Origin of the sequence: Phyllobacterium sp. 22552 (assembly GCF_052044585.1) — a bacterium.
Lineage (GTDB): Bacteria > Pseudomonadota > Alphaproteobacteria > Rhizobiales > Rhizobiaceae > Phyllobacterium > Phyllobacterium ifriqiyense.
The window spans coordinates 327,788-351,537 of sequence record NZ_JBQENG010000004.1; the positions used below are offsets into that span (position 1 = coordinate 327,788).

26 protein-coding genes, 1 tRNA gene and 1 pseudogene are annotated in these 23,750 nt (G+C 52.2%); 14 read left to right on the forward strand and 14 right to left on the reverse strand.

Going from position 1 to position 23,750, the window contains the following annotated elements; all coding sequences use genetic code 11:
• Positions 1 to 30 precede the first annotated feature (30 nt).
• Entirely contained in the window at positions 31 to 933 is a 903-nt protein-coding gene (locus ACTJI9_RS11770) for a ParB/RepB/Spo0J family partition protein (protein ID WP_115054492.1), read from the forward strand.
• Positions 934 to 948: 15 nt separating this feature from the next.
• Here ACTJI9_RS11770 and holA read toward each other — a convergent pair whose 3' ends face one another.
• Both holA and ACTJI9_RS11780 read right to left on the reverse strand, forming a co-directional pair.
• The gene (gene holA, locus ACTJI9_RS11775; protein ID WP_440808172.1) at positions 949 to 2,001 is read right to left on the reverse strand and encodes a DNA polymerase III subunit delta; all 1,053 of its coding nucleotides are present in this window, start codon (positions 1,999 to 2,001) and stop codon (positions 949 to 951) included.
• A gap of 226 nt (positions 2,002 to 2,227) precedes the next feature.
• Positions 2,228 to 2,302 (reverse strand) — tRNA-Gly (locus ACTJI9_RS11780).
• A 196-nt stretch (positions 2,303 to 2,498) separates the two neighbouring features.
• Here ACTJI9_RS11780 and ACTJI9_RS11785 point away from each other — a divergent pair.
• The 6 genes from ACTJI9_RS11785 to ACTJI9_RS11810 all read left to right on the forward strand — a co-directional run bounded on the left by ACTJI9_RS11785 (position 2,499) and on the right by ACTJI9_RS11810 (position 5,801).
• Positions 2,499 to 2,996: a prolyl-tRNA synthetase associated domain-containing protein gene (locus tag ACTJI9_RS11785; RefSeq protein WP_440808173.1), complete on the forward strand. Its 498-nt coding sequence runs from the start codon at positions 2,499 to 2,501 to the stop codon at positions 2,994 to 2,996.
• Between the two features lie 69 nt (positions 2,997 to 3,065).
• Positions 3,066 to 4,037, forward strand: coding sequence for a thioredoxin (trxA, locus tag ACTJI9_RS11790; protein ID WP_440808176.1), 972 nt, complete (start codon positions 3,066 to 3,068; stop codon positions 4,035 to 4,037).
• 51 nt (positions 4,038 to 4,088) lie between these two features.
• Entirely contained in the window at positions 4,089 to 4,751 is a 663-nt protein-coding gene (locus tag ACTJI9_RS11795) for an LON peptidase substrate-binding domain-containing protein (protein WP_115054488.1), read from the forward strand.
• Positions 4,752 to 4,760: 9 nt separating this feature from the next.
• Entirely contained in the window at positions 4,761 to 4,955 is a 195-nt protein-coding gene (locus tag ACTJI9_RS11800; RefSeq protein ID WP_115054487.1) for a Trm112 family protein, read from the forward strand.
• Positions 4,956 to 5,018: 63 nt separating this feature from the next.
• Positions 5,019 to 5,441: a metallopeptidase family protein gene (locus ACTJI9_RS11805; protein WP_337354159.1), complete on the forward strand. Its 423-nt coding sequence runs from the start codon at positions 5,019 to 5,021 to the stop codon at positions 5,439 to 5,441.
• A gap of 18 nt (positions 5,442 to 5,459) precedes the next feature.
• Positions 5,460 to 5,801 (forward strand): YunG family protein, encoded by a 342-nt coding sequence (locus tag ACTJI9_RS11810; RefSeq protein ID WP_115054485.1) that lies wholly within the window; start codon positions 5,460 to 5,462, stop codon positions 5,799 to 5,801.
• On the opposite strand, the gene ACTJI9_RS11815 is transcribed toward ACTJI9_RS11810, so the two are convergent.
• Together ACTJI9_RS11815 and ACTJI9_RS11820 are read right to left on the reverse strand one after the other, a co-directional pair.
• Positions 5,798 to 6,007 (reverse strand): DUF1737 domain-containing protein, encoded by a 210-nt coding sequence (locus ACTJI9_RS11815; protein WP_115054484.1) that lies wholly within the window; start codon positions 6,005 to 6,007, stop codon positions 5,798 to 5,800. The two genes, ACTJI9_RS11810 and ACTJI9_RS11815, sit on opposite strands and share 4 nt — an antisense overlap.
• Positions 6,008 to 6,042: 35 nt before the next feature.
• Positions 6,043 to 6,927 (reverse strand): HpcH/HpaI aldolase/citrate lyase family protein, encoded by an 885-nt coding sequence (locus ACTJI9_RS11820; RefSeq protein ID WP_336440335.1) that lies wholly within the window; start codon positions 6,925 to 6,927, stop codon positions 6,043 to 6,045.
• Positions 6,928 to 7,077: 150 nt separating this feature from the next.
• Here ACTJI9_RS11820 and leuD point away from each other — a divergent pair, with 150 nt between their 5' ends.
• Together leuD and leuB are read left to right on the forward strand one after the other, a co-directional pair.
• Positions 7,078 to 7,683 (forward strand): 3-isopropylmalate dehydratase small subunit, encoded by a 606-nt coding sequence (leuD, locus tag ACTJI9_RS11825; protein WP_115054483.1) that lies wholly within the window; start codon positions 7,078 to 7,080, stop codon positions 7,681 to 7,683.
• A 178-nt stretch (positions 7,684 to 7,861) separates the two neighbouring features.
• Positions 7,862 to 8,974: a 3-isopropylmalate dehydrogenase gene (leuB, locus tag ACTJI9_RS11830; protein ID WP_307281434.1), complete on the forward strand. Its 1,113-nt coding sequence runs from the start codon at positions 7,862 to 7,864 to the stop codon at positions 8,972 to 8,974.
• 67 nt (positions 8,975 to 9,041) lie between these two features.
• On the opposite strand, the gene ACTJI9_RS11835 is transcribed toward leuB, so the two are convergent.
• Positions 9,042 to 10,928, reverse strand: coding sequence for an MFS transporter (locus ACTJI9_RS11835; protein ID WP_115054481.1), 1,887 nt, complete (start codon positions 10,926 to 10,928; stop codon positions 9,042 to 9,044).
• A gap of 581 nt (positions 10,929 to 11,509) precedes the next feature.
• On the opposite strand from ACTJI9_RS11835, the gene ACTJI9_RS11840 reads away from it, so the two are divergent.
• A complete protein-coding gene (locus ACTJI9_RS11840; RefSeq protein ID WP_115054479.1) occupies positions 11,510 to 12,544 on the forward strand; it encodes an aspartate-semialdehyde dehydrogenase in 1,035 nt (344 codons plus the stop codon).
• Between the two features lie 48 nt (positions 12,545 to 12,592).
• On the opposite strand, the gene ACTJI9_RS11845 is transcribed toward ACTJI9_RS11840, so the two are convergent.
• On the reverse strand, positions 12,593 to 13,057 hold the full coding sequence (locus ACTJI9_RS11845) for a transcriptional regulator, SarA/Rot family (RefSeq protein ID WP_115054478.1): 465 nt from the start codon (positions 13,055 to 13,057) through the stop codon (positions 12,593 to 12,595).
• Between the two features lie 155 nt (positions 13,058 to 13,212).
• Here ACTJI9_RS11845 and ACTJI9_RS11850 point away from each other — a divergent pair, with 155 nt between their 5' ends.
• Both ACTJI9_RS11850 and ACTJI9_RS11855 read left to right on the forward strand, forming a co-directional pair.
• The gene (locus ACTJI9_RS11850) at positions 13,213 to 13,635 is read left to right on the forward strand and encodes an organic hydroperoxide resistance protein (RefSeq protein ID WP_440808183.1); all 423 of its coding nucleotides are present in this window, start codon (positions 13,213 to 13,215) and stop codon (positions 13,633 to 13,635) included.
• Positions 13,636 to 13,812: 177 nt separating this feature from the next.
• Positions 13,813 to 14,634: an alpha/beta fold hydrolase gene (locus tag ACTJI9_RS11855; protein WP_115054788.1), complete on the forward strand. Its 822-nt coding sequence runs from the start codon at positions 13,813 to 13,815 to the stop codon at positions 14,632 to 14,634.
• A gap of 10 nt (positions 14,635 to 14,644) precedes the next feature.
• On the opposite strand, the pseudogene ACTJI9_RS11860 reads toward ACTJI9_RS11855, so the two are convergent.
• Together ACTJI9_RS11860 and ACTJI9_RS11865 are read right to left on the reverse strand one after the other, a co-directional pair.
• Positions 14,645 to 16,692: pseudogene (locus ACTJI9_RS11860) on the reverse strand (M3 family metallopeptidase).
• A gap of 105 nt (positions 16,693 to 16,797) precedes the next feature.
• Positions 16,798 to 18,021, reverse strand: coding sequence for an argininosuccinate synthase (locus tag ACTJI9_RS11865; RefSeq protein ID WP_440808185.1), 1,224 nt, complete (start codon positions 18,019 to 18,021; stop codon positions 16,798 to 16,800).
• 171 nt (positions 18,022 to 18,192) lie between these two features.
• Here ACTJI9_RS11865 and ACTJI9_RS11870 point away from each other — a divergent pair, with 171 nt between their 5' ends.
• Positions 18,193 to 18,834 carry a LysE family translocator gene (locus ACTJI9_RS11870; RefSeq protein WP_115054475.1) on the forward strand — a complete coding sequence of 214 codons (642 nt, stop codon included), beginning with the start codon at positions 18,193 to 18,195 and terminating at the stop codon, positions 18,832 to 18,834.
• Position 18,835: 1 nt separating this feature from the next.
• On the opposite strand, the gene ACTJI9_RS11875 is transcribed toward ACTJI9_RS11870, so the two are convergent.
• From ACTJI9_RS11875 to ACTJI9_RS11890, 4 genes are all read right to left on the reverse strand, one after another.
• Entirely contained in the window at positions 18,836 to 19,255 is a 420-nt protein-coding gene (locus ACTJI9_RS11875; protein ID WP_162802599.1) for a hypothetical protein, read from the reverse strand.
• A gap of 6 nt (positions 19,256 to 19,261) precedes the next feature.
• On the reverse strand, positions 19,262 to 20,500 hold the full coding sequence (gene rlmN, locus ACTJI9_RS11880) for a 23S rRNA (adenine(2503)-C(2))-methyltransferase RlmN (RefSeq protein WP_115054473.1): 1,239 nt from the start codon (positions 20,498 to 20,500) through the stop codon (positions 19,262 to 19,264).
• Between the two features lie 125 nt (positions 20,501 to 20,625).
• Positions 20,626 to 21,129 carry an invasion associated locus B family protein gene (locus ACTJI9_RS11885; RefSeq protein WP_115054472.1) on the reverse strand — a complete coding sequence of 168 codons (504 nt, stop codon included), beginning with the start codon at positions 21,127 to 21,129 and terminating at the stop codon, positions 20,626 to 20,628.
• A gap of 258 nt (positions 21,130 to 21,387) precedes the next feature.
• Positions 21,388 to 21,774 (reverse strand): YkvA family protein, encoded by a 387-nt coding sequence (locus tag ACTJI9_RS11890; RefSeq protein WP_440808189.1) that lies wholly within the window; start codon positions 21,772 to 21,774, stop codon positions 21,388 to 21,390.
• A gap of 131 nt (positions 21,775 to 21,905) precedes the next feature.
• On the opposite strand from ACTJI9_RS11890, the gene ACTJI9_RS11895 reads away from it, so the two are divergent.
• Positions 21,906 to 22,376, forward strand: a complete 471-nt coding sequence (locus tag ACTJI9_RS11895) for a low molecular weight protein-tyrosine-phosphatase (RefSeq protein ID WP_440808191.1) — start codon at positions 21,906 to 21,908, stop codon at positions 22,374 to 22,376.
• Here ACTJI9_RS11895 and thpR read toward each other — a convergent pair.
• A complete protein-coding gene (thpR, locus tag ACTJI9_RS11900) occupies positions 22,328 to 22,924 on the reverse strand; it encodes an RNA 2',3'-cyclic phosphodiesterase (protein ID WP_115054469.1) in 597 nt (198 codons plus the stop codon). The two genes, ACTJI9_RS11895 and thpR, sit on opposite strands and share 49 nt — an antisense overlap.
• Before the next feature lie 113 nt (positions 22,925 to 23,037).
• The gene (locus tag ACTJI9_RS11905; RefSeq protein ID WP_307281405.1) at positions 23,038 to 23,727 is read right to left on the reverse strand and encodes an arylesterase; all 690 of its coding nucleotides are present in this window, start codon (positions 23,725 to 23,727) and stop codon (positions 23,038 to 23,040) included.
• Positions 23,728 to 23,750 lie beyond the last annotated feature (23 nt).

Genomic DNA, 23,750 nt, shown 5'->3' on the forward strand with positions numbered 1-23,750 from the left:
GAACGAAACATTTTTGAAGAGCCTATGACAATGAATGAAGATCTTTCAAAGAAACGCTTGGGTCGTGGTCTGGCCGCATTGATCGGAGAGATGGATCGTGTGCCGGATGAGGCAGCTGCGCCTGTCGCAACGCTGGATCGGCAAATCCCTATTGAATTCATTGCACGCAATCCACGCAATCCTCGTAGACTGTTTACGGAAAGCGATTTGGAAGACTTGACGAATTCCATCCGCGAACACGGAATAGTGCAGCCTGTGGTCGTTCGTTTGGCCAAGGATTCGGCTGATCGATATGAGCTGATAGCCGGTGAGCGCCGGTGGCGCGCTGCGCAGCGTGCGGGTCTTACCACAGTTCCTGTCATCATCCGTGAGGTCGATGATCGCGTTGCCCTCGAGCTTGCCATTATTGAGAATGTGCAGCGCGCCGACCTTAATCCACTGGAAGAAGGTATGGGATATCAACAACTTATCGATGATCACGACTACACGCAAGCTGACTTGGCGCAGGTTATTGGCAAGAGCCGGAGTCATGTTGCCAATACGCTTCGGCTGCTGAAATTGCCAGAGCCGGTGCGCGATATGATCACCAATGGTTCGCTTTCTGCAGGGCATGCGCGCACATTGATCACTGCGGACAATCCTGCTGCTTTGGCCGATAAGATCGTCCGTGACGGCCTGTCGGTCCGCCAAGCAGAAGCTTTGGCGCAGGGCGAAGGCGGAAAACAGCCCTCACCCAAGGCCAAAACGGCTGATGAAAAGGATGCTGACACGCAAGCGCTTGAAAAGCTCCTTTCCGATGTGATGGGTATGCGCGTTACAGTCAATCATCTCAACAAGGGTGGCGACGTGCGTATTCACTACACCACGCTTGAGCAGTTGGATGAGATTTGCCAGCGTTTGCAGAACCGCACAAAATGGGGCGGCTTGGCCTGAGATTTGACTTCAGCCTTAGCGCCCGTTTGAGCGCCCAGCCCGGGCAGCTTCTGCCACAAGTGCGATCATTGTTTGACGAATGATTGGAACCGAGAGAGCAGCATTGCGCCTACTGTCGAGGACTGTCTTTTGCAGCCTCTCGATCGCTCTGGCACATGATGCCGTGGACCAGCGCTGAAGGGCTGTTTCCATGAGCTTTTTTCGTGCAAAGAAAACGGGCGGGCGCGCCGCGGCAACGGCGGAGGCCGCATTTTTATTTTCGGTTTCCATGCCGTAACGGAGCGTTTGTAACGCTTGAAACTGCCGTATGGCTGAACTGAGGATCAAAAAGCTGGGACTACCCGTGTTTACGACCCGGTCAAACGCCGAAGTAAAATCATTCAGATTACCCGTTATCATTGCATCGACGATGGTTTCGTAAGAGGTAGCGCTGACATCACCTATGATGTCACGAACATCTTCTACGGTTATCCGTTCCTTGCCATGAGCATAAAGACAGATTTTTTCCAGCTCGGCACGAGTCGCCAGTCTGTCGCCGCCCAGACTTTCTTTGAGCAAGTTACGGGCATCCAATGCGATCTGCAGGTTGTTTTTTGTCAACATGTCATCAATCGTGCTGTCAATGCCGCGCGCGTCGTCGCTGTAGCAGGGTAGCGCCATGGCGCTGGCACTTTGCTCGACAATGCCCCGCAAGCCTGCGCCTTTCTTGAGATCGCCAGCTTCAATGAGGATGAAGGTCGCAATCGGCGGATTTTTCGCCAAATGAGAAACAGCATCAGCCAGCCCCTTCTGGCCGGAAGCGTTTCGCACCCAGATCAACCTCTCTCCGCCAAACATGGATATTGTGTTGGCTTCGTCAGATAGCCGCCCAGGCTCCGCCTGAACAATATCAGCATCCAGCCGGATAACCGCGAAAGGGTCATCTTTCGCCAAACCAGTCATCGTGATGAAGAGGTCGGCTCTTTCGCTAACCAATCCCTTGTCGGGCCCGTAAAGAAGCACGATCGGATAACTGCGATCCAAACGCTTTAAAAACGAATCTACTTCATGAGCTTTCTTCTGTGCCATGGAGCAATGGTTTAGCTATTTAGCCGGACATTGCAAACATCATTCCAATGCTATGGCCCGTCAGAAGGAAATGGCAAATAGCTTCGCGATGGGATGAAGCGCGACATTCCACGGATGAATTTGATTCGATCCGGGACATTGCATAGCGATTAGCAATATTTGGTGTCAGATATTCCGAAAAGCAAAAAGGCCCAGGTAAACCTGAGCCTTTTGATCTTCGGACAACTGGAGCGGGAGAAGGGATTCGAACCCTCGACCCCAACCTTGGCAAGGTTGTGCTCTACCCCTGAGCTACTCCCGCATGTGCCAGTTAGTCTTGCGAAGCGGGTGCTATATGACCCAAGCGCAGACCAATTGCAACAGGGAAAATTGGACTTTCTTTCGATATCCGTAAAATTTACCGATTGTCTCACGAAGTCTCAGGGTTTTGCTTGAGGCAAGGCTCTCAAGCCATTAGACAGTTTTACAAATGCATGATGAATTTGAGGAGGATGCAGATGCCGAAGTCGTATGAAGAACTGATGCAATTTATCAGTGACCTTGGCATTGAGGTATCTACAGTTCGCCACGCCCCGGTTTTTACCGTGGTGGAAGCCCAGGCGCTGCGCGGAAAAATTACCGGTGCCCATACGAAGAACCTCTTCCTTAAAGACAAGAAGGACAATTTCTTTCTGCTGACAGTCGATGAAGAGGCAGAGGTGGATTTGAAAACCATTCACACCAAGATTGGCGCAGCGAGCCGAGTGTCCTTTGGCAAGCCAGAAAAACTGTTGGAGTATCTGGGTCTGGTTCCAGGCTCTGTCAGCGTGCTCGGTGTCATCAATGATGGGGAACGCAATGTGAAGGTCATCCTTGACGAAAGCCTGTTCCACCATGAAATGATCAATGCGCACCCGTTGACCAATGAAGCGACGACGTCGATACGCCCGGACGATCTTTTAAGATTTCTCAAAGAGACCGGGCACTCGCCTTTGATCTTGAAAATTGAAGCATAAAACCCGAACTGAGTGTTCTAGACATGCCGGCATGTCGGCAGTTAATTTATCAAGGTGACGGAGAATTTTATGAGCAATATAGATAATCCGTTCAGCGGTGGATATGGCAGCGAGTCAGCAGCAACGACGCTGACTTTCGGTTCCAATGAAGCCTCTGCACCGGCAGGCGATATCATAAAGGATACGACAACCGCTGCATTTTCGGGCGATGTTATTGCTGAATCAAAAAAACAGCCCGTCCTTGTTGATTTCTGGGCTCCGTGGTGCGGGCCCTGCAAGCAGCTCACTCCAATTCTGGAAAAGGCGGTTCAGGCGGCTGGCGGTCGCGTCAAACTTGTTAAAATGAACATTGACGATCATCCGGCGATTGCCGGGCAGCTGGGTATTCAATCAATACCTGCGGTGATCGCGTTTTCTGATGGCAAACCCGTAGATGGATTTATGGGCGCCTTGCCCGAATCCAAGGTGAAGGAATTCATCGATAAGATTTCCTCACCAAATGGTGGACGTGACGAAGCGATAAAGGATGCGCTTGCTGCTGCGGCTCAAATGGTCGAGGCTGCTGATTTTGAACAGGCCGGCCAGATTTATTCTGCTGTGCTTGCCGAGGTTCCCGATCATCTGGCGGCACTTGCAGGTCTTGCAAATTGCCTGATCGAGCTTGGGGATATCCCGACGGCACAGGCGACGCTGGACATGGTGCCGCCAGCCGGGAAAGAGGATGCGGGAGTCAGGGCCGCTCAAGCCAAAATTGCACTGGCCCTGCAAGTGGCTGAACTCGGAGATCCAACGGCCTTGGAAGCTCGCCTTGAGGCCAATCCGGCTGACCATCAGGCACGATATGATCTGGCCATGATACTCAACGCCAAGGATCAACGTGATGAGGCGGCTGACCATCTTCTCGCCATCATGAAGGCAGATCGTAATTGGAACGAGGACGGCGCGCGAAAGCAACTCTTGCAGTTTTTTGATGCGTGGGGAGCGGGCGATCCTGCTTCCATGAGTGCACGTCGCAAACTTTCCTCCCTGCTGTTTTCCTGACAAGTATAGTATACAGAAAAGCAGATTAAAGGGCTTGGCCCGGAGCTAGTTATGCAAGCTGGAAATGTACGCTATCGTACTTTGGACGATATTCCTGAAAGCGTTCCGATTTTTCCTCTTTCGGGAGCGTTGCTGCTGCCAGGTGGGCAATTGCCGCTCAATATTTTCGAGCTACGCTACCTTGCGATGATAGATGCCGCGCTCGCCTCCAAGCGTATCATCGGCATGATTCAACCTCGCCTTGACCAAGAAGATGAGGAAGGTCTTGAGCTGAGCGAAGTGGGATGTCTTGGAAGAATAACTTCGTTTGCAGAAACCGGTGATGGCCGGATCTTGGTTACGCTCCAAGGTATTTGCCGGTTCCGAGTTGTGAAAGAGCTCTCAACACGCACGCCTTTCCGTCAGTGCAAGATTGCGCCCTTGCGTGCGGATCTCGACGAGGCGGACGATAGGGAGGTGGACAGGGCTGCATTGCTGCGTGTTTTCCGCGCCTATCTGGACGCGAATAGCTTGGAGGCTGATTGGGAAGGTATTTCTCGGGCTGGCAATGAAACACTGGTTAATGCGCTTGCCATGATGTCTCCCTTCGGCGCAGCGGAAAAACAGGCTTTGCTGGAAGCGACAGATCTGAAAACAAGAGCCGAAACCTTGATCGCGATTACCGAGATAGCTCTTGCGAAGGATCAGGACGATTATGAATCAAGCCTCCAATAGGACGCCGCTATGACAGAAGCTGATCGTGAAACACCCCTTGATCGCAAGTTGCTGGAGCTTCTGGTTTGTCCTTTGACAAAAGGACCACTCACCTATGACAAGAAAAAATCTGAATTGATTTCCAAAAAAGCGCGGTTAGCCTATCCCGTGCGAGACGGTATTCCCATCATGCTTCCCTCCGAGGCGCGTGCGCTTGAGGATTGATGCCCTCGCATACATGCTGCTGACGCACTATATAGGGCCATAAACACCTTATCAGGAATTGTGATGGCCAGAAGTAACCAAACGGCTGACTGGGCGAACCGCCTTTCGCCTTCAATCGCTGAAATTGAATCACTGGCAATTGATGCCTATGCCCATCTGCCGGAAAATTTCCGCAGTCTGTGCGGTGAAATCACCATGCAGGTTTCTGACTTTCCCGATGATCAGATTATTGAAGATATGGGGTTGGAATCGCCTTTCGATCTCATGGGCCTTTTTGAGGGCAATGGTATCGGTGAACGTTTTTCATTGCAGACAGGCGACCAGGTCAATCGCATAACGCTTTATCGACGGGGCATTCTTGATTATTGGGCGGAATATGAAGAGGCGCTTGGCGATATTGTCACGCATGTCCTTATCCACGAAATCGGGCATCATTTCGGATTGTCCGATGAGGAGATGGAACGTATAGAGGCTAGCGTCGAATAGCTATCACAGGGGATTGCCTTGACCGCCGATTACTCAACGCCATACGGGCTATATGAGAGCCTCAAATCCGCATGGAGCAGGGAAAGCTCAGCCTCCTGGTCGGCTGAAAACCCCGCAAAAGGCCAGTGCAGCGTAACATCACTTATTGTGCAGGACATATTTGGCGGCTCGATCCTCAAGACAAAGACCTATGGCGGCACTCACTTTTACAATCTGATCGATGGCGTTCGCTGGGATATGACCATTAGCCAGTTTGACCGGCCCATTCCGTTTGAGGACAGACCAGCCACGCGCGATGAAGCCATGGCTGATACGTCAGAACCGCAATATCAGGCGCTCAAGCGTCGGTTGGGTGTCTAGTGATCGCTGAGCTTTGTTGTGCCGGGTATATAGTCGACGCCATCGACATCTTTGACCACAGCCTGCCCGCATTGCATGATGCCGGTTACAGAATTGAACGCATATGTCGGTGAGCCATAAATATGCCAGCCCTTGTTAAGAGCGGCTGTTACCTTATGGCAAAAGCTCGCATCATCGGGACCAGTCAAAAATCTGTAGAGCTTCATAGTGAATTCCCATTCTCGTGCTTGTCTGATTTGCACTAATTTGAATGATTGATTGTTTCAATCCTTGCCAGCAATTTTTGGGCGGTTTCAAGATGCATCCGCTCCACCATCCGGCCATTCAACGAAATTGCGCCCTTGCCTGCATTTTCGGCAAGGTCGAAGGCTTGGACAATAGAGCGGGCATCAGTCACTGCCTCGGAACCGGGGGTAAACGCTTTGTTTGCCGGTTCAATTTGCGATGGATGGATAAGGCTTTTCCCATCAAACCCCATTTTGAAAGACTCGCCGCATTCACTTTCAAAGCCGGACATATCGTTAAAGTCGTTGTAGACGCCATCAATAATATCAAGATGACCGGCTTTGGCGCATAGCAGAATCTGCATGAGCCACGGTGTGAAAAAATGCCGGCCTTTTTCCAGAACAGTTCCGGTTTCTTTGGCAATGTCATTCGTGCCTACGACAAAACAATCCAGTCTTGAGGTTGATCGCAGGCCAAGCTCGGCAATCTCGTCGGCATTGATGATGCCGCGTGCCGTTTCGATCATCGCCCATAAACGCACGTTTTCTGATGCGTCGGTTTCTTCCAAGACTTCCGCCACTCCGGTCACATCCTGCAGATTCTCTACCTTTGGTAGAAGGATCGCATTGGGCTTGCAGGCGCGTGCGGCCAGAAGATCTTCGCCGCCCCATTCGCTGGTGAGATGATTGATACGGATGATGCGCTCAGCCTTGCCTGCAGGATTGGCTGCAAAATAAGCGCGCAGAGCTTCGCGGGCATCTTCCTTGGCTTCCGGAGCGACCGCATCCTCGAGATCGAAAATAATCGCATCGGCATTGAGCGACGCCACTTTAGCCAAGGCTTTCGGATTGGAGGCCGGAACATAAAGTACAGATCGACGCGGACGGAAAAGCTTGCTCATGACAACTTTTTGCCCCGAAGACAGAAGCAAGGCAAGGGCTGAGATTTGCCAAGCATAAAGTGCCACAGGCGAAAAGCTTTGATTCATGGCCGAGCTGGTGTAAAGCCAAGGATAAATCTCACCTACGCATGGACCGTACAGGCAGCTATTATGGATAAATTCACCCAGCTCACGGGCGTTGCCGCCCCACTGCCCATCATCAATGTCGATACAGACATGATCATTCCCAAGGACTACCTTAAAACGATCAAGCGCACTGGCTTGGGTACGGGGTTGTTCGCTGAAATGCGTTACAACGAAGATGGCAGCGAGAATCCTGATTTCGTTCTCAACAAGCCAGCTTATCGCAAGGCACAGATTCTCGTCGCTGGTGACAATTTCGGTTGCGGCTCAAGCCGCGAACATGCACCGTGGGCTTTGCTGGATTTTGGTATTCGTTGTGTCATCTCAACGAGCTTTGCTGATATTTTCTACAATAACTGCTTCAAGAACGGTATCTTGCCGATCCGGGTCAGCCAGGAAAATCTTGATAAGCTCATGGACGATGCGCAGCGCGGTTCCAACGCCACGGTATCAATCGATCTTGAGGCCTTGACCATCAAGGGGCCGGACGGTGGAACAATCAGCTTTGAGATTGACGAATTCCGCCGCTACTGCATGCTGAACGGTTTGGATGACATTGGTTTGACGATGGAAAAGGCATCGAAGATCGACAGTTTCGAAGCGTCCAATGCGCAAGCGCGTCCTTGGGCCTGACCATTCTTAGGTCAGTATTACCAAAGCCCGGTTTTTGCCGGGCTTTTTCGTGCCTGACAGGCGCGCATATCGGTGAGGGGATTTAAGATAATTTCCCAAAACGCTTTTCTTCTTTGCTCAAGTTGCGCTAAGTACGCGCCATTCCCACGAGAGCCAATCACATAACGAGGTTTCCAGCATGGCATCGAAAAAGCTTTTCCTTCTTCCTGGCGATGGTATCGGTCCTGAGGCAATGGCCGAGGTCCGCAAGATCATTGCCTATATGAATGCCGAGTTGAAAAGCGACTTTGAGCTGGACGAAGGTCTGGTCGGTGGCTGCGCTTATGATGCCCATGGAAAGGCCATTTCCGAGGCAGATATGGAAAAGGCATTGGCATCGGATGCCGTGCTGTTCGGTGCCGTTGGTGGTCCAAAGTGGGATAGCGTTCCCTACGATGTTCGGCCGGAAGCCGGTTTGCTGCGCCTGCGCAAGGATATGGAGCTGTTTGCAAATTTGCGCCCAGCCATTTGCTATCCTGCACTTGCCGATTCATCTTCCCTGAAAAAGGAAATCGTCGAAGGTCTGGATATTCTCATTGTGCGCGAGCTGACTGGTGGCGTGTATTTCGGGGAACCGAAGGAAATTCGCGACCTTGGCAATGGTCAGAAGCGCGGCATTGATACTCAGGTTTACGATACATATGAGATCGAGCGGATTTCCGGAGTTGCCTTCGAGCTCGCCCGGACGCGTGGCAACAAAGTCACCTCAATGGAAAAGCGCAACGTCATGAAGTCGGGCGTCTTGTGGAATGAGGTTGTTACTGCAACCCACAAGGCAAAATATTCGGATGTCAAACTCGATCATATGCTCGCTGACGCCGGTGGCATGCAGCTCGTACGTTGGCCGAAACAGTTTGACGTTATCGTAACAGACAATCTGTTCGGCGACATGCTTTCCGATATTGCGGCAATGCTGACGGGTTCTCTGGGCATGCTGCCCTCAGCCTCGCTTGGTGCGCCCGATGGCAAGACAGGAAGCCGTAAGGCTCTGTATGAGCCCGTACACGGCTCTGCACCGGATATTGCTGGTACTGGGGCGGCCAATCCAATTGCGATGATCGCCTCGTTCGCCATGTGCCTGCGTTATTCGTTCAATATGGTGGCTGAAGCGGATCGGCTGGAAGCGGCTATTGCAGGTGTCCTCGATGACGGAATTCGCACCGCTGACATTATGTCCGATGGTATGACCAAAGTCGGAACCGTCGAAATGGGCGATGCCATTCTTGCGAAGTTCAAAGCGCTGGCCGCCTGATATATAGCGGCTGAAATAAAAAGCCCGGCGCGAGTGATCGCGCCGGGCTTTTGTATTTGTGAGGATGCTATTTTACTTCATCCAGATCGGTATCTTTTGTATCGCGAACGAAGAGCAGACCGATGATCAGCGTCATCGCGGCAATCACAATCGGATACCACAGACCGTAATAGATATCGCCTTTGGCAGCGCTCATCGCGAAGACCGTCGCCGGTAGCAGACCGCCGAACCATCCATTGCCGATATGATAGGGCAGGGACATGCCGGTATAGCGGATACGGGTTGGGAACATTTCAACCAATATTGCTGCAATCGGCCCATAAACCATCGTCACATAAAGGACGAGGATAAACAGAATACCGATAATCATTGTCCAGTTGACCGCTGCCGGGTCGGCTACCATCTTGAATGCACCAGCTTTTGGCACGCTATAAACGGTAACTTCGGTGGCACCTGCCGCCTCTTCTGCTGTTATCAGCTTGTCTTTGATAGCTTGAGCCACAGGCACAACCGTCTTTTCGCCAGCACGGATTGCAGCTGCATCCAATGCCAGTTTCGGATTGCTTGCAACCAAGGCATCAAGCTTGCTGTCTGCAACCTTTGCTGGATCGCGAACCAGCGGGTAACCAGCATCCTGAAGCGCAAGGTTTACGCCTTTTTTGAATGCACCATCCTTCGCGGCAGCTTCAGCACCCGCAGCGGTTGCATCGTAGGATTCAACCGTTTCCTGGCCAATTTTGACTGTTGCGGCAGATCCGGCCGGAGCCGTTGCTGCGATGTCATAAGGAATGGAGTTTTTAGCCAGGAAGTCAGTTGCGATATCGCAGGATGTGAGCGGCTTTCTTGTACCAACCGGATTGAACTGGAAGTTACAATCTCCAGGTGCCGCAGTTACAGTTGCACGCACATTCTGCTGAGATGAGGCCAGCGCTGGATTGGCGGCCCAGGTCAAGGCCTTGAACAAAGGGAAGTAGGTAAGAATGGCAAGTGCCAGACCAGCCATGATGATTGGCTTACGTCCGATCTTATCCGACAACCAGCCGAAGAAAACGAAAAAGCCAGTGCCGAGCAAGAGCGCAATGGCAATCATGATATTGACGGACTGCCCGTCAACTTTCAGGACGTTCTGCAGGAAGAACAGGGCGTAGAACTGACCTGAATACCAGACGACCGCCTGACCGGCTGTAAGACCAAAAAGCGCCAGCAATGCAATCTTTGCATTCTTCCATTGTCCAAATGCTTCAGACAGCGGTGCCTTTGATCCCTTGCCTTCTTCTTTCATCTTTTTGAAGGCTGGCGATTCGCTAAGCGACAAGCGGATCCAGACCGAAACGCCCAAAAGAACGAATGACAGAATGAAAGGAATGCGCCATCCCCATGCGGAGAACGCTTCTTTCGTCATCGAATTCTGGATGATGAGGATAACGATAAGTGACAGGAAAAGTCCGAGCGTTGCTGTCGTCTGAATCCATGATGTATAGAAACCGCGCCGGTTGCTTGGCGCGTGTTCAGCAACGTAAGTTGCCGCACCACCATATTCGCCGCCGAGCGCAAGACCTTGAAGCATGCGCAAAGCGATCAGAATGATCGGCGCTGCGATACCCCAGCTCGCGGAACCTGGCAGAATACCGACCAGAAATGTCGACAGACCCATGATCAGGATTGTGACAAGGAAAGTATATTTGCGGCCGACGAGATCGCCGATGCGTCCGAACACCAGTGCGCCGAACGGACGAACGAGAAAGCCCGCGGCAAATGCAAGCAAAGCAAAGATGTTGCGCGTTGCTTCCGGATATTCACTGAAGAAGGCGGCGCCAATAAAGACAGCCAATGAACCGTAAAGGTAAAAGTCGTACCATTCAAAAACGGTGCCGAGAGAAGAAGCGAAGATCACCTTCTTTTCTTCCCGCGTCATCCCCCGGCTGGTAGTGCCGGACACGGTAGTGGATGCCATTTCTATTCCTCCCAGTAAATAGCAATTAAGCCCAAAGTCAAAGAGACATGCTCAGCCCAAACCTTTTGTCATGTCCCCACTATCGATAATTTCGCGCGTCATTTTTGCTTAGCTTGTTGCTAATGCACATCGCGCGCCAGCCAATGTCCTTGTGAATTTCTTTCCCCCCAAGGTCATACAACCCAATGCACTATTCAATTGTTGACTAAATATTGAAGAAAGCAAAGCCCGTAACTTATACCAAATGTCTAAAATTGTGCGTAACACGACATATTCTTGCCCTTTAAAGATGTAATTGACTCTTTTTGGAAACCGCGTACAAGCACAGGCGGAACAGGAGAGCCTTCGGTGCGCAGCGAATCAACGTCGCTATTTTTGCTGAACAGTTCCGGCATTATCGCCGGATGTGTCGGTGTGCCTGCTTTCCAGACCAAAATTTCGGCCAAAAAACTCTCGAAAACGACCACTAAAACGGTCTGATTTCCCTTGGCCTGCTCGCCCCCTCCCGAGCCCGGCTCGGGGGATAAGACCCGCGGTGGCCAGCGGGTTCGAAGCAGCGGAGAGGGACAGGAGAATACATAATGAGTTTCAAGGTTGCGATTGTTGGTGCCACAGGCAATGTGGGCCGCGAAATGTTGACAATACTGGAAGAGCGCGGCTTTCCCGTGAGCGAAGTTGTTGCTCTGGCTTCACGCCGGTCGCAGGGGACTGAAGTTTCCTACGGGGACAGGACGCTGAAGGTTAAAGCGCTCGATACCTATGACTTTTCCGATACCGATATCTGCCTGATGTCTGCAGGTGGCAATATTTCGAAGGAATGGTCGCCGAAGATTGGCGCACAGGGATGTGTCGTTATCGATAATTCATCCGCTTGGCGCTATGATTCCAACGTGCCTTTGATTGTGCCTGAAGTAAATCCTGATGCGATTGTCGGTTTTAGCAAGAAGAACATTATTGCCAATCCCAATTGCTCCACGGCGCAACTTGTCGTTGCCTTGAAGCCATTGCATGACAAGGCGCGCATCAAGCGCCTCGTGATTTCCACCTACCAGTCCGTATCTGGGGCAGGCAAGGATGGCATGGATGAACTTTTCCAGCAGTCACGCGCAGTTTTCGTTGCAGATCCGGTGGAAGCCAAGAAGTTTACCAAGCGAATTGCCTTCAACGTTATTCCACATATCGATGTATTCATGGAAGATGGATACACGAAGGAAGAATGGAAGATGGTTGCTGAAACCAAGAAGATGCTTGATCCAAAGATCAAGCTCACAGCAACCTGCGTGCGGGTGCCTGTTTTCATCGGCCATTCCGAAGCAGTGAACATTGAGTTTGAAAGCCCAATGAGCGCTGAAGAAGCCCGGGATATTCTGAGCGATGCGCCTGGCTGCCTTGTCATTGATCGTCATGAAGACGGCGGTTACATCACACCTTATGAAGCGGCTGGTGAAGACGCCACCTACATTTCACGTATCCGCGAAGACATAACGGTCGAAAACGGCCTGTCGCTCTGGATCGTCTCTGACAATCTTCGCAAAGGCGCGGCCTTAAACACCGTTCAGATCGCAGAACTCCTGGTTGCACGTGGGCTTATCCAGCCCAAAAAGATTGCCGCATAATCTAAACGCACATGGAAACCTGAAAGGGCGCTGGTGACAGCGCCTTTTTTATGCGTTGTCGATACTTGCCACGAGATTGTCACGCAAGCTGATAAGTTCAGCCCGCATGCCACGTGCTTCGTCCATCGTGCAGCCAAATGCCTGCCCCATGGCAAGGGGCACTGATTCGGCGCGGGCTCGCAAGGCGCGCCCCTCTTCTGTCAGGTTTATCAGCACTTGACGCTCATCGGTCTTGTCACGTTGGCGCGATATGAGACCGGCTGTTTCCAAGCGCTTCAAGAGCGGCGTCAATGTGCCGGAATCCAGACTGAGCTTATCTCCGATTGCCCTGACAGTCTGGTTCTCTTCTTCCCACAATACCACCATCACAAGATATTGCGGATAAGTCAGCTTTAACGCCGACAGCCGAGGCTGATAGGCACGTGTCACGGCGTTGGCGGTGGAATAAATGGCGAAGCAAAGGAAATTCTCCAGCTTCAACTGCGATTCCGGTTTTTGCGTTCCAGCGTTCATTTGTCTTCCTTCCCAAAGGCTCGAGCTATAATAGCCACGCGTATTCAATTGTGCATCATTTAATTTTTCATCATTTATAAAATAAATATTGCACACAATTTAATTGTGTGCAATTTAATAGGCATTGAGGAAATCAACTTCGAAAGGAAAACGAGATGAGCATTCTTTATACAACCAAGACGACGGCAACAGGTGGACGCGACGGCAGCGCGAAGAGCGAAGATGGCCGTTTGGAAGTAACGCTCTCAACCCCCAAGGAACTGGGCGGCAATGGTGCGCAGGGCACCAATCCTGAGCAACTGTTTGGAGCAGGGTATTCGGCTTGTTTTCTTGGCGCGTTGAAATTCGTTGCTTCCCAGAAGAAGATCAAGCTTTCGGAAGAGACCGCCGTAACAGCAACCGTCGGCATCGGTCCTCGCGAAGATGGCAAGGGTTTCGGGCTGGACGTTGCTCTGGCTGTCACATTACCCGGTATCGAGGCTGGGCAGGCACGCGAGCTTGTGGATGCAGCACATATTGTTTGCCCTTATTCGGAAGCAACGCGCAGCAATCTCGACGTACGCATTTCGATTAATTGACGCAAAATTTGCTCCAGCGTCATGATCAACAGCCTGAAGAAATTGACCTCGCGCCGTTCTGTTTTGACGGCGGGTATTGGAGTGGCGGCTGCTATCAGCCTCCCTTCCATTCCCGCGATGGCCACCGATAAATCCAAGCAACTTAAGTCTAATCAGCCAGTAAAGGGACAAAAGACAATGACCACGATCACCACGAAGGACGGCACAGAGATTTACTACAAGGATTGGGGAACAGGGCAGCCTGTAGTTTTCAGCCATGGCTGGCCGCTCACTTCGGATGCCTGGGAAGATCAGATGTTCTTTCTTGCATCCAATGGCTACCGTGTGATTGCTCATGACCGCCGGGGCCATGGCCGTTCCAGCCAACCTTGGAATGGCAATGACATGGACACCTATGCCGATGATCTGGCCGAACTATTCGAGAAGCTCGATTTGAAAGACGCGATCATGGTTGGGCATTCAACTGGTGGCGGCGAAGTCGCCCGCTATATCGGCCGTCACGGTACGAAGCGTGTCGCCAAGGCCGTTCTTGTGGGGGCAGTGCCACCTCTGATGCTGAAAACCGCTGCAAATCCTGAAGGTCTGCCTATCGATGTTTTCAACGGCATTCGTGATGGCGTGATTGCCGATCGCTCACAGTTCTTCAAGGATCTGTCGCTGCCCTTTTATGGCTACAATCGGACTGGCGCCAAAGAGTCTGAAGGCATTAGAAACGCTTTCTGGCTGCAGGGTATGATGGCCGGAATGCCAGCCTCGTATTTCTGCATCAAGGCGTTTTCAGAAACGGATTTCACAGAAGATCTGAAGAAGATTGATGTGCCGACATTGTTTATCCACGGCGATGATGACCAGATCGTGCCCATTGATGACACGGCCCGCAAAGCCGTGAAGCTTGTAAAGAACGGCACTTTGAACGTCTATGCCGGTGCGCCGCATGGTTTGGCTACGACGCACAAGGACAAGCTGAACGCGGATCTTCTGGCTTTTGCCAAGTCCTGATTACAACCGCTTAAAGCCCACGCTTTTCGATCATCGCATCGGGCGTGGGCATCTTGCCCCGGAAAGCCTTGTAAAGCTCTTCGGGATCTTTGCTGCCACCAGCTGAATAGATGTATTTTTTCAGCTTCGCGGCGAGGGCACCGTTGAATGTATCGCCGGTTTCCTCAAAAGCCTTGAATGCATCGGCATCCAATACTTCTGACCACAAATATGAGTAATATCCTGCGGAATACCCATCGCCGGAGAACACGTGCTTAAAATGCGGTGTCCGGTGGCGCATGATAATCGCCTCTGGCATGTCCAACTGCCGAAGAGTTGCCGCTTCAAACTGTATGGGGTCCTCTGGAGGGGTGCCATCGGCATGGAATGCCATATCAATCAAGGCAGACGACGTGAATTCGACCGTTTTGAAACCAGCATTAAAAGTATCCGCGGCCAATACCTTGTCGAGCAGAGCTTTCGGCATAGGCTCGCCAGTACGGTAATGGATTGCGTATTTTTCAAGGATTGCTGGCACAGTCAGCCAGTGCTCATAAAGCTGGGAGGGTAGCTCCACAAAGTCCCGTGACACTGATGTGCCTGAAACTGCAGGCCAGGTAACGTCTGACAGCAGCCCGTGCAAAGCATGGCCAAATTCGTGGAATAGGGTACGTGCGCCGTCAAGCGAAAGCAGGGCCGGCTCCCCTTTTGGCGGCTTGGCGAAGTTCATCACATTATAGATGATCGGCTTTTGCACGCTGCCAAGTTTGTGTTGTGACTGCAATGCACTCATCCATGCGCCGGAATGCTTTGACTGGCGGTTGAAGTAATCGCCAAGAAATACCCCGCATTCTGTTCCATCCGGATTGAAGACTTCCCAGACCCGCACATCCGGATGCCAGGCAGCTATGCCGGTTTTTTCCTTGAACGTAATACCGAACAGACGCGTTGCCACATCGAAACAGGCTTCAATAATTTTCTCGAGCTGCAAATATGGCTTCAACTCGGCTTCATCGAACGCAAAGCGTTCGCTGCGCAGCTTTTCCGTGTAAAACCGCCAGTCCCAGGGGGCTACCTTGTGGTTGCGGCCCTCATTGGAGATCAATTGTTGCACATCACTTTCTTCTTCGCTGGCACGTGTCTTTGCCTTTTGCCAAACGGGCTCCAGCAGATCCATAACTGCCTTTGGCGTTTTTGCCATGGTGTTGTCGAGCTTGTACGCGGCAAAGCTTTTATACCCGAGTAGCTTTGCCTTTTCAGATCTGAGAGCTACCGTCTGGGCAACTATGGCAACATTGTCCGTATCGCCGCCATTTTCGCCCCGTGCCGCCCAAGCCTGGAAGGCTTTTTCCCGCAAATCCCGGTTCTCGGCAAATGAGAGAAAGGGTTCGATGATTTCACGCGACAATGTAACGGCCCAGGTGCCTGTACGATTACGCTCCTCGGCAGCTCCTTGCATCGCATCGCGCACAAAATTCGGCAATCCTGCAAGATCTGCCTCGTCTGTGATGAACAAAGCCCAGTCCGACTCATCCTTGAGAACATTTTGATCAAACTGCGCACCGAGACTGGCGAGCGTCTCATTGATATCTGCAAGACGTGCCTTGCCCTTTTCATCCAGTCGCGCGCCGCTGCGCACAAAGCTTTTCCAGATCTTTTCCAGAACGCGGTCTGTTTCGGCATCAAGGCCGAGAAGATCACGCTGTTCGTAAAGTGAGTCTATGCGGGCAAACAGGTGCGGATCATCATGATGGACGATGAATGGCGCGACAGTTTTGGCGCAATGGACCGTTCTAATGCCTGTATCGCGTCGTTGGTATTTGCCCCGGCCAGCGTCCAGAAAATGGAAGACACCCGATCCAGCGACTCGCCGGAAAGCTGCAGCGCTTTGAGGGTATTTTCGATGGTGGGCGCTTCAGGATGGCCGATAATCGCATCAATGTCGGCAAGATCATCCGCTAGGGCCATATCAAATGCCGCGGGGAAATCCTGATCGCTAAAAGCTGTAAAGTCCGGCAGACCAAGAGGCCCTGTCCAGTTCGTCAATGCAGTGTTGATGGCCGGTTTGGCAGACGACATGGGAACTCCATCGTATGAATTGGGTCGTTAATATCTAAGATACCGATGCAAGGGTCACAAGCGGCGAAAATGAAAACGGCGGGACCAGCCCGCCGTTTATTGTCTTTAGCTGTTCCGTTTACGGGCAGCCAAGGTGCGTAACCGCAAGGCATTCAGGCGGATAAAGCCTGCCGCATCCTTCTGATCATATGCGCCACGATCATCTTCAAATGTTACGAGTGCGTCGGAATAAAGCGATTTTTTCGACTTACGGCCTGAAACCATGACATTGCCCTTATAGAGTTTCAGGCGAACAGTGCCTTCCACGTCCTCCTGGCTCTTGTCGATCATGGCCTGCAGCATTTCACGCTCTGGCGAATACCAGAAGCCATTATAGATCAGTTCGGCATAGCGCGGCATGAACTCATCCTTGAGATGAGCTGCGCCGCGATCAAGTGTGATCGATTCCATCGCCCGATGCGCGGCAAGCAGGATGGTGCCACCTGGTGTTTCGTAAACGCCACGCGATTTCATGCCAACGAAACGGTTCTCAACCAGATCAAGGCGTCCGATGCCATTGTCTCGGCCAAGATCATTAAGCGTCTTCAGCAGTGTCGCGGGTGAAAGAGGCTTGCCATTAATAGCGATTGCATCGCCCTTCTCGAAAGCGATCTCGATTTCTGTGACCTTATCGGGCGCATCCATTGGAGAGATTGTGCGCTGGTGCACATATTCGGGTGCTTCCTGCCATGGGTCTTCCAACACTTTGCCTTCCGAGGAAGAATGCAGGAGATTGGCGTCCACGGAGAAAGGCGCTTCGCCAAGTTTGTCTTTGGCGATTGGGATCTGGTGTTCGCGCGCAAATTCCAAAAGATCTGTGCGGGATTTAAAGGTCCAATCGCGCCAAGGCGCAATGACCTTGATGTCAGGATTGAGTGCGTAGGCGGAAAGCTCGAAACGAACCTGGTCGTTACCCTTGCCCGTTGCACCATGCGCAATTGCGTCAGCGCCGGTACGGGCAGCGATTTCGACGAGGTGCTTGGAAATGAGCGGGCGGGCTATCGATGTGCCGAGCAGGTAAACGCCTTCATAGACCGCATTGGCGCGGAACATCGGGAAGACAAAGTCGCGAACGAATTCTTCGCGGACATCTTCAATGTAGATTTCCTTGATGCCGAGCATTTCGGCCTTCTTGCGTGCGGGCTCGAGTTCCTCGCCTTGTCCAAGATCGGCAGTGAACGTGACGACTTCAGCGCCAAGTTCTGTCTGCAGCCATTTCAGGATGATCGATGTATCCAACCCGCCCGAATAGGCCAGCACGACTTTCTTGACGTCTTTCCATTTATTCATTGCATATGTCCTGTCTGTCGATCGCCGTCGCGATCCTGAAATTTCAGTTGGGGTCTTGTAGCATTTGCGCCGCTATTGGCAAGCACAGCAAAAACGAGATCAGGCGCAAATACGTATGGCGTGAAGCTGTTTTTCGCGTTAGCTTCCGGCAGTTTTTTCCGGAGCGCTGTGATGACCTTCATACCCGATTGGCCAATTATACTGCAATTCATCGTTGCCACTTTTGTCCTCTCGATTACCCCGGGGCCGGATATGACATTGTTTGTCGGACGCGCATTGTCCGAGGGCAAGGCTGCAGGTTTTGCCTGTCTGGCGGGTGCCTGCACTGGGATCGTCATACACACGACCATGGTGGCAATTGGCCTCTCGGCACTGATCGTTGCTTCGCCGTCTGCGTTTCTTGCGCTCAAGGTTGTGGGGGCCGGCTATCTGATGTGGCTTGCCTATCAGGCAATCCGCTATGGTTCGGCGTTCTCGCCGGAAAAAAAGACCGGCCAAGCCCATACATTGTTTCAGAACTGGCTGACGGGGCTGGGTATCAATCTTCTCAACCCAAAGATCATTCTGTTTTTCATGACATTCCTGCCGCAGTTCGTTTCTGCGGGCGATCCGCACGCTCCGGGTAAATTGTTTTTCCTTGGCGTACTTTTCATACCCCTGTCATTGCCAGTGGTCGCGCCAATGATCCTTGCTGCCGATAGATTTTCGATGCTGCTGAGGAAAAATCCGACAGTGACACGCATTACGGACTGGTTGTTTGCCGGGGTGTTCTCGGCATTTGCTGCCAAGATTTTGTTGGCGCAAGCGAAGTGATTCAGATCTGATTATTGGGGCTCGGCGGGATGATACCGGCGCTGCGTCCGGAAATCATCCAGTAGACAAAGCCGCCCACAACGCCCGTGGCGAGGATTGCAGCGAAGGTGCTGATATCCTCGGTTTGCGGGCGCCACTTCCAGACAATGATGACAACTGCTGTGGCAGCGCCGCCGAGCGCATAGAAAAGCCAGTCACGCCATGCGGTCAGTTCAGCGTAGATGATAATCAGCGCCGCCGGAACGAGTACGCTATGGCCTATCGCGGAAGCGAAGACAGGTATGGTCAAATACAAAAACGGACCTTCGCCTCCTAGCCATTCTGTGCTGCCGATAAGAAGCATGTTCAGAAACAGCGATGCCGCGAAGGTGGCGCAGACAAACCCGATAGTGATCAGCGCAAAGCGTATGAGATACAACACGTCGGTTCAGTCTTCGCCGTGACCGGCAATCATTGCCGCTTCAAATGCCAGACGCTCCGTTTTCTTCATGCGTTCCGACTCCGATTTTAGCTGTCCGCATGCGGCGAGAATATCGCGGCCGCGCGGTGTGCGGATAGGCGATGCATAGCCAGCGGCGTTTACATAGTCAGCAAATTTCTCGATCTGCTCCCAATCAGAACACTGATAGTTGACGCCTGGCCACGGGTTGAACGGGATCAGATTGATCTTTGCCGGAATGCCCTTGAGCATTCTTACCAGTTCCTTGGCATCAGCAAGCGAGTCATTGACGCCCTTGAGCATGACATATTCAAATGTAATGCGTTTCGAATTGGACAGGCTTGGATAGGCGCGGCACGCGGCAAGCAATTCCTTGAGAGGATATTTCTTGTTGATTGGCACCAGCATGTCACGCAGATCATCAGTCACCGCATGCAGGGAAATTGCCAGCATCACGCCGATTTCTTCGCCAGCGCGATAAATTTCCGGTACCACACCCGAGGTTGAAAGGGTGATGCGGCGGCGTGAAAGTGAAAGACCGGCATCGTCCGCTGCAATCAGCAGGGCCTTTTTGACGTTCTCGAAATTATAGAGCGGTTCACCCATGCCCATCATGACGATGTTGGACACTTTGCGGCCCTCTGCCGGAACCATGGTGCCATCCGGTGTGTTGCGATCGGGAAAATCACCAAGGCGATCGCGTGCAACCAGCAATTGGGACAGGATTTCTTCGGCGGTCAGATTGCGCACGAGCTTCTGCGTGCCTGTGTGGCAGAAGGAGCAGGTCAGCGTGCAGCCGACCTGGCTGGAGATACAAAGAGTACCTCGCCCTTCTTCGGGAATATAGACTGTCTCGATTTCTACAGGACGGCCGGCACCACGCGGTGGAAACCGGAACAGCCATTTGCGCGTGCCATCATTGGAAATCTGTTCTTCTACAATTTCAGGCCGGGCAATATCGAAGTTCTTATCCAGCAATTCGCGCATCTCGCGCGAAATGTTCTGCATATCGTCAAAGTTAGAAACGCCGCGCACATATAGCCAATGCCAAACTTGGGCTACGCGCATTTTAACTTGCCGTTCGGGCACGCCGACGGCCATCAGTGCCTCCGCAATTTCCGGGCGTGTCAGGCCGATCAGCGAGGGCTTTTCAGCCGCTGGGGCGCGAACGGCATCACGGGATTTATCCCGGGCAACAGGATGTGTCAGGTCAAGCGATACGGACATGGGTTTTTCTAACGTTCTTAACGGAAGCGCGGCTCATACCACGTTCCGGCGGCCACGTCACCTCTGCAAGCAAAAAGGCCCGGCAATTCGAGCCGGGCCATCGCGGGAGATTGGTATTTCGTTGATTATTTACAAGTGGAGATCGCTTTAAGAGCAGCTGAAACGCCCTTCAGCGAATAGGCGTAGCTGGTCTTTGTTCCACGTTTGGAAACAGCGTTGATGGTCATGTTCTTACCGCCCCGGAGAGCGGCAACAAGCTGCGGCTCTTCTGCGGCATTTTCCATCCAGCCGTGGCTGCCGCTGGTGAACATGGAGAAGGTACGCTCATCAATCTTGACCAGGACCTTTGAATTCTCCTGCAAATCATATCCGGCCTTGAACTGTGGCTCAAAGCTGACATTCTGGCCGGGCTTCTGGCTTACCATGAAGAAATTGTCACCATGATCGATTTTCGCAGGCTGTTTGTCGACTGGAACCGACAGAACGTAACAGACCTTGCCCTTGCCCTGCTGATAGCTATAGGCACCCCACGCGTTAAACTGGCTGATCTGACTCGGGGTCTGGGCAAAAGCTGTCCCCACCAGCCCAAGCATGAGCACAGAGGTTGCTACGATCGATTTTCCAAACATTTTACCTACCAGTTTTATTTGTTCACTTCATAACTCATGAACCGGCAATGGTCCGGAAGATAATCCGGGTGCCGCATTGTCCAGTTCGCTTGTCTTAATTTGGCTTAATCTGGGTTACCAAACGGTGAAGACAGGTCAAAAAAGCAATTTTTAGAGCTAGAAAGGTCACAGCCTCGTTCAAGTCCAATGCCGTAACACCAGCCAAACAAAAGCGGCGAGACTTTGGCGTTTGGGCACTTCACACTCTTGTGATGCCGGTCAATCTTTCTCGTCCGTGTCCAGATCGGCGATCGCCTGTCGCGCGGCAGCCCTGTGTGCAGGGGTGATATTGTTTCGGATAGCGCTCAGCGCCGCCATCATCACAGCCAGGTCGTCAGTAAAACCGAGACCAAGGAGGAAGTCTGGAATGATATCCAGCGGCAGGACAAAATAAGCCAGCGACGCCAGTAATATACCGCGCACCTTGGTCGGCGTGGCAGGATCGAGCGCGCAAAAGTAGCCCGCAACCACTTCGTCAAGAAACGGAATATTCTTTGCCGCCTTACGCACGGTTTTCCAGAAAGAAGCGCGAACACGTTCCTCGCGCGAGCGCTGCTGATGCGCGCTGCCCGGCTCCAGAATTTCGCCGATCTTGATCTCGTCCATTCCTTTTCCTTCGATTTGTTCGTTAAGAACATGGGAAGGAGTAGGGGGCGGTGCAAGAGTTTTGCTCACAATGATGTGAATTCTTTGGTAAGTGGGATCGTCAACGCTATCTTGCCTATTATGGTGCCGAAATGAAAACGTTGCCGCTTCGTTCCGTTCTTTTTGTTTGCCTTGGCAATATTTGCCGGTCGCCCTTGGCAGAAGGCGTATTCCGAGCCGTGTTGGAAGCAGAAGGCAAAGCCGGAGGAGCGTTGATCGATTCTGCCGGAACCAATGGCTATCACACCGGCGAAGCGCCGGATGCGAGATCGATCAAAATAGCGCGTCGTTATGGTATCGATATTTCCAACCAACAATGCAGGCAGCTGGTGGCCGATGATTTTCATCGCTTTGACCTGATTGTCGGCATGGACAGAATGAACATGGCTGCCATTGAAAAGCGCCGTCCTGTCGGTGCATCCGCGCAAACAGGACTATTTTATGGGGTTGCCCTCGGCGATGCCAAGCAAATTCCCGACCCTTATTACGGCACAGATTCTGATTTCGAAGCGATCTACCGGATGATCCTTGCGGCCTCAAAAGGCCTTTCCGCAAGGTTCTGATAGGACGACCGGCGCGACTCCAGAGGCCAGGCCTCCTCGACGATATAAGGCCCGCCACCGACTGAATCGCGTGATGACATCAGCACAAAACGCCCGACAGGAAAGGGTGCCGTGGAGAAATTGCCCCGCGACGAGAGATAATGGGCTATTTCCTCGTTGCGGACATTGCGTAGCCGGGCCAGCGAAACATGTGGCGTAAACTTCCGAGGATCGGGAGCAAGCATAAGTCTTTGGCAGATACGCTCTATCTCAGCTTGCAGTGCCTGAATATCGGGCGAGGGCGCTACAGAAGCAACCACGCTGTGCGGCTTCTTGGAACCAAAGGCGTTAACGCCAGAAAGACGGAGAGTAAATTCAGGACGTCGAATGCGATCAAGAGCGTTTGCCACTTCGTCGGCAACGTGACCTTCGACATCCCCGATGAAACGCAATGTGATGTGATAGTTTTCGACATCGATCCATCGGGCTCCTGGAAGCCCGCCGCGCAACAACGACAGCGAGAGTGCGGCGTCGCGCGGAATTTCGAGGGCAGTAAAGAGACGCGGCATAAGGCATCCTCCCCGAATCGAGTTGTGCACCTAGAGAATCATTGAACCCGTCCGGGGGCAAGCCATAAGTTCATATTCTTGCCCTGCGCGACAAATTGGTCACGGTATGTGTTCTACTGCGATATGTTGGAATTTGTGGCTTTGTTAGACGACGATGTATCGTCGGCGATGGTTTTTTCGATGACCGGCAAAAACCCTTCCACCATCTTAGCGACGCCTTGCGTATTTGGATGCATACCGTCTTCAAGTTGCAATGATTTCTGCGCGGCCACGCCTTCCATGAAGAAGGGATAGAGCGGGACGTCGTATTTCTGCGCCAATCTGGGGAAGATCGCGTTGAATTTGTCCTCGTAATCACCGCCCATATTCGGTGGCGCAAGCATTCCGGCCAAAATGACCTGAACTTTGCGCTTTTGCAGCTTTTCGATGATTTCCGCGAGGTTTTTTTCACTTATCTCCGGTGAAATGCCACGCAGTGCGTCATTGGCGCCAAATTCAAGAATAACCAGGCCCGTGCCTTCCGGTACAGACCAGTCCAACCTGCTCACCGCGTCAGTTGTTGTTTCACCCGCCACGCCCGCATTTGCGACTGTGACGTTTATCCCCTTGTCCTTCAATGCCTTTTCCAGCTGGGCTGGAAACGAGTCCTGAACGGGTAATTCAAATCCCGACATCAGGCTGTCACCGAAGCCCACAACCGACAGCGGTTGTCCGGACACGGTATTTTGATTGGCCAAAGCCGAAACAGGCAAGGCAACAAGACTTAGAAAAACAACAATTCTTATCAACGGTTTGAATATCATTTCGGGACACCCATATCAGATCA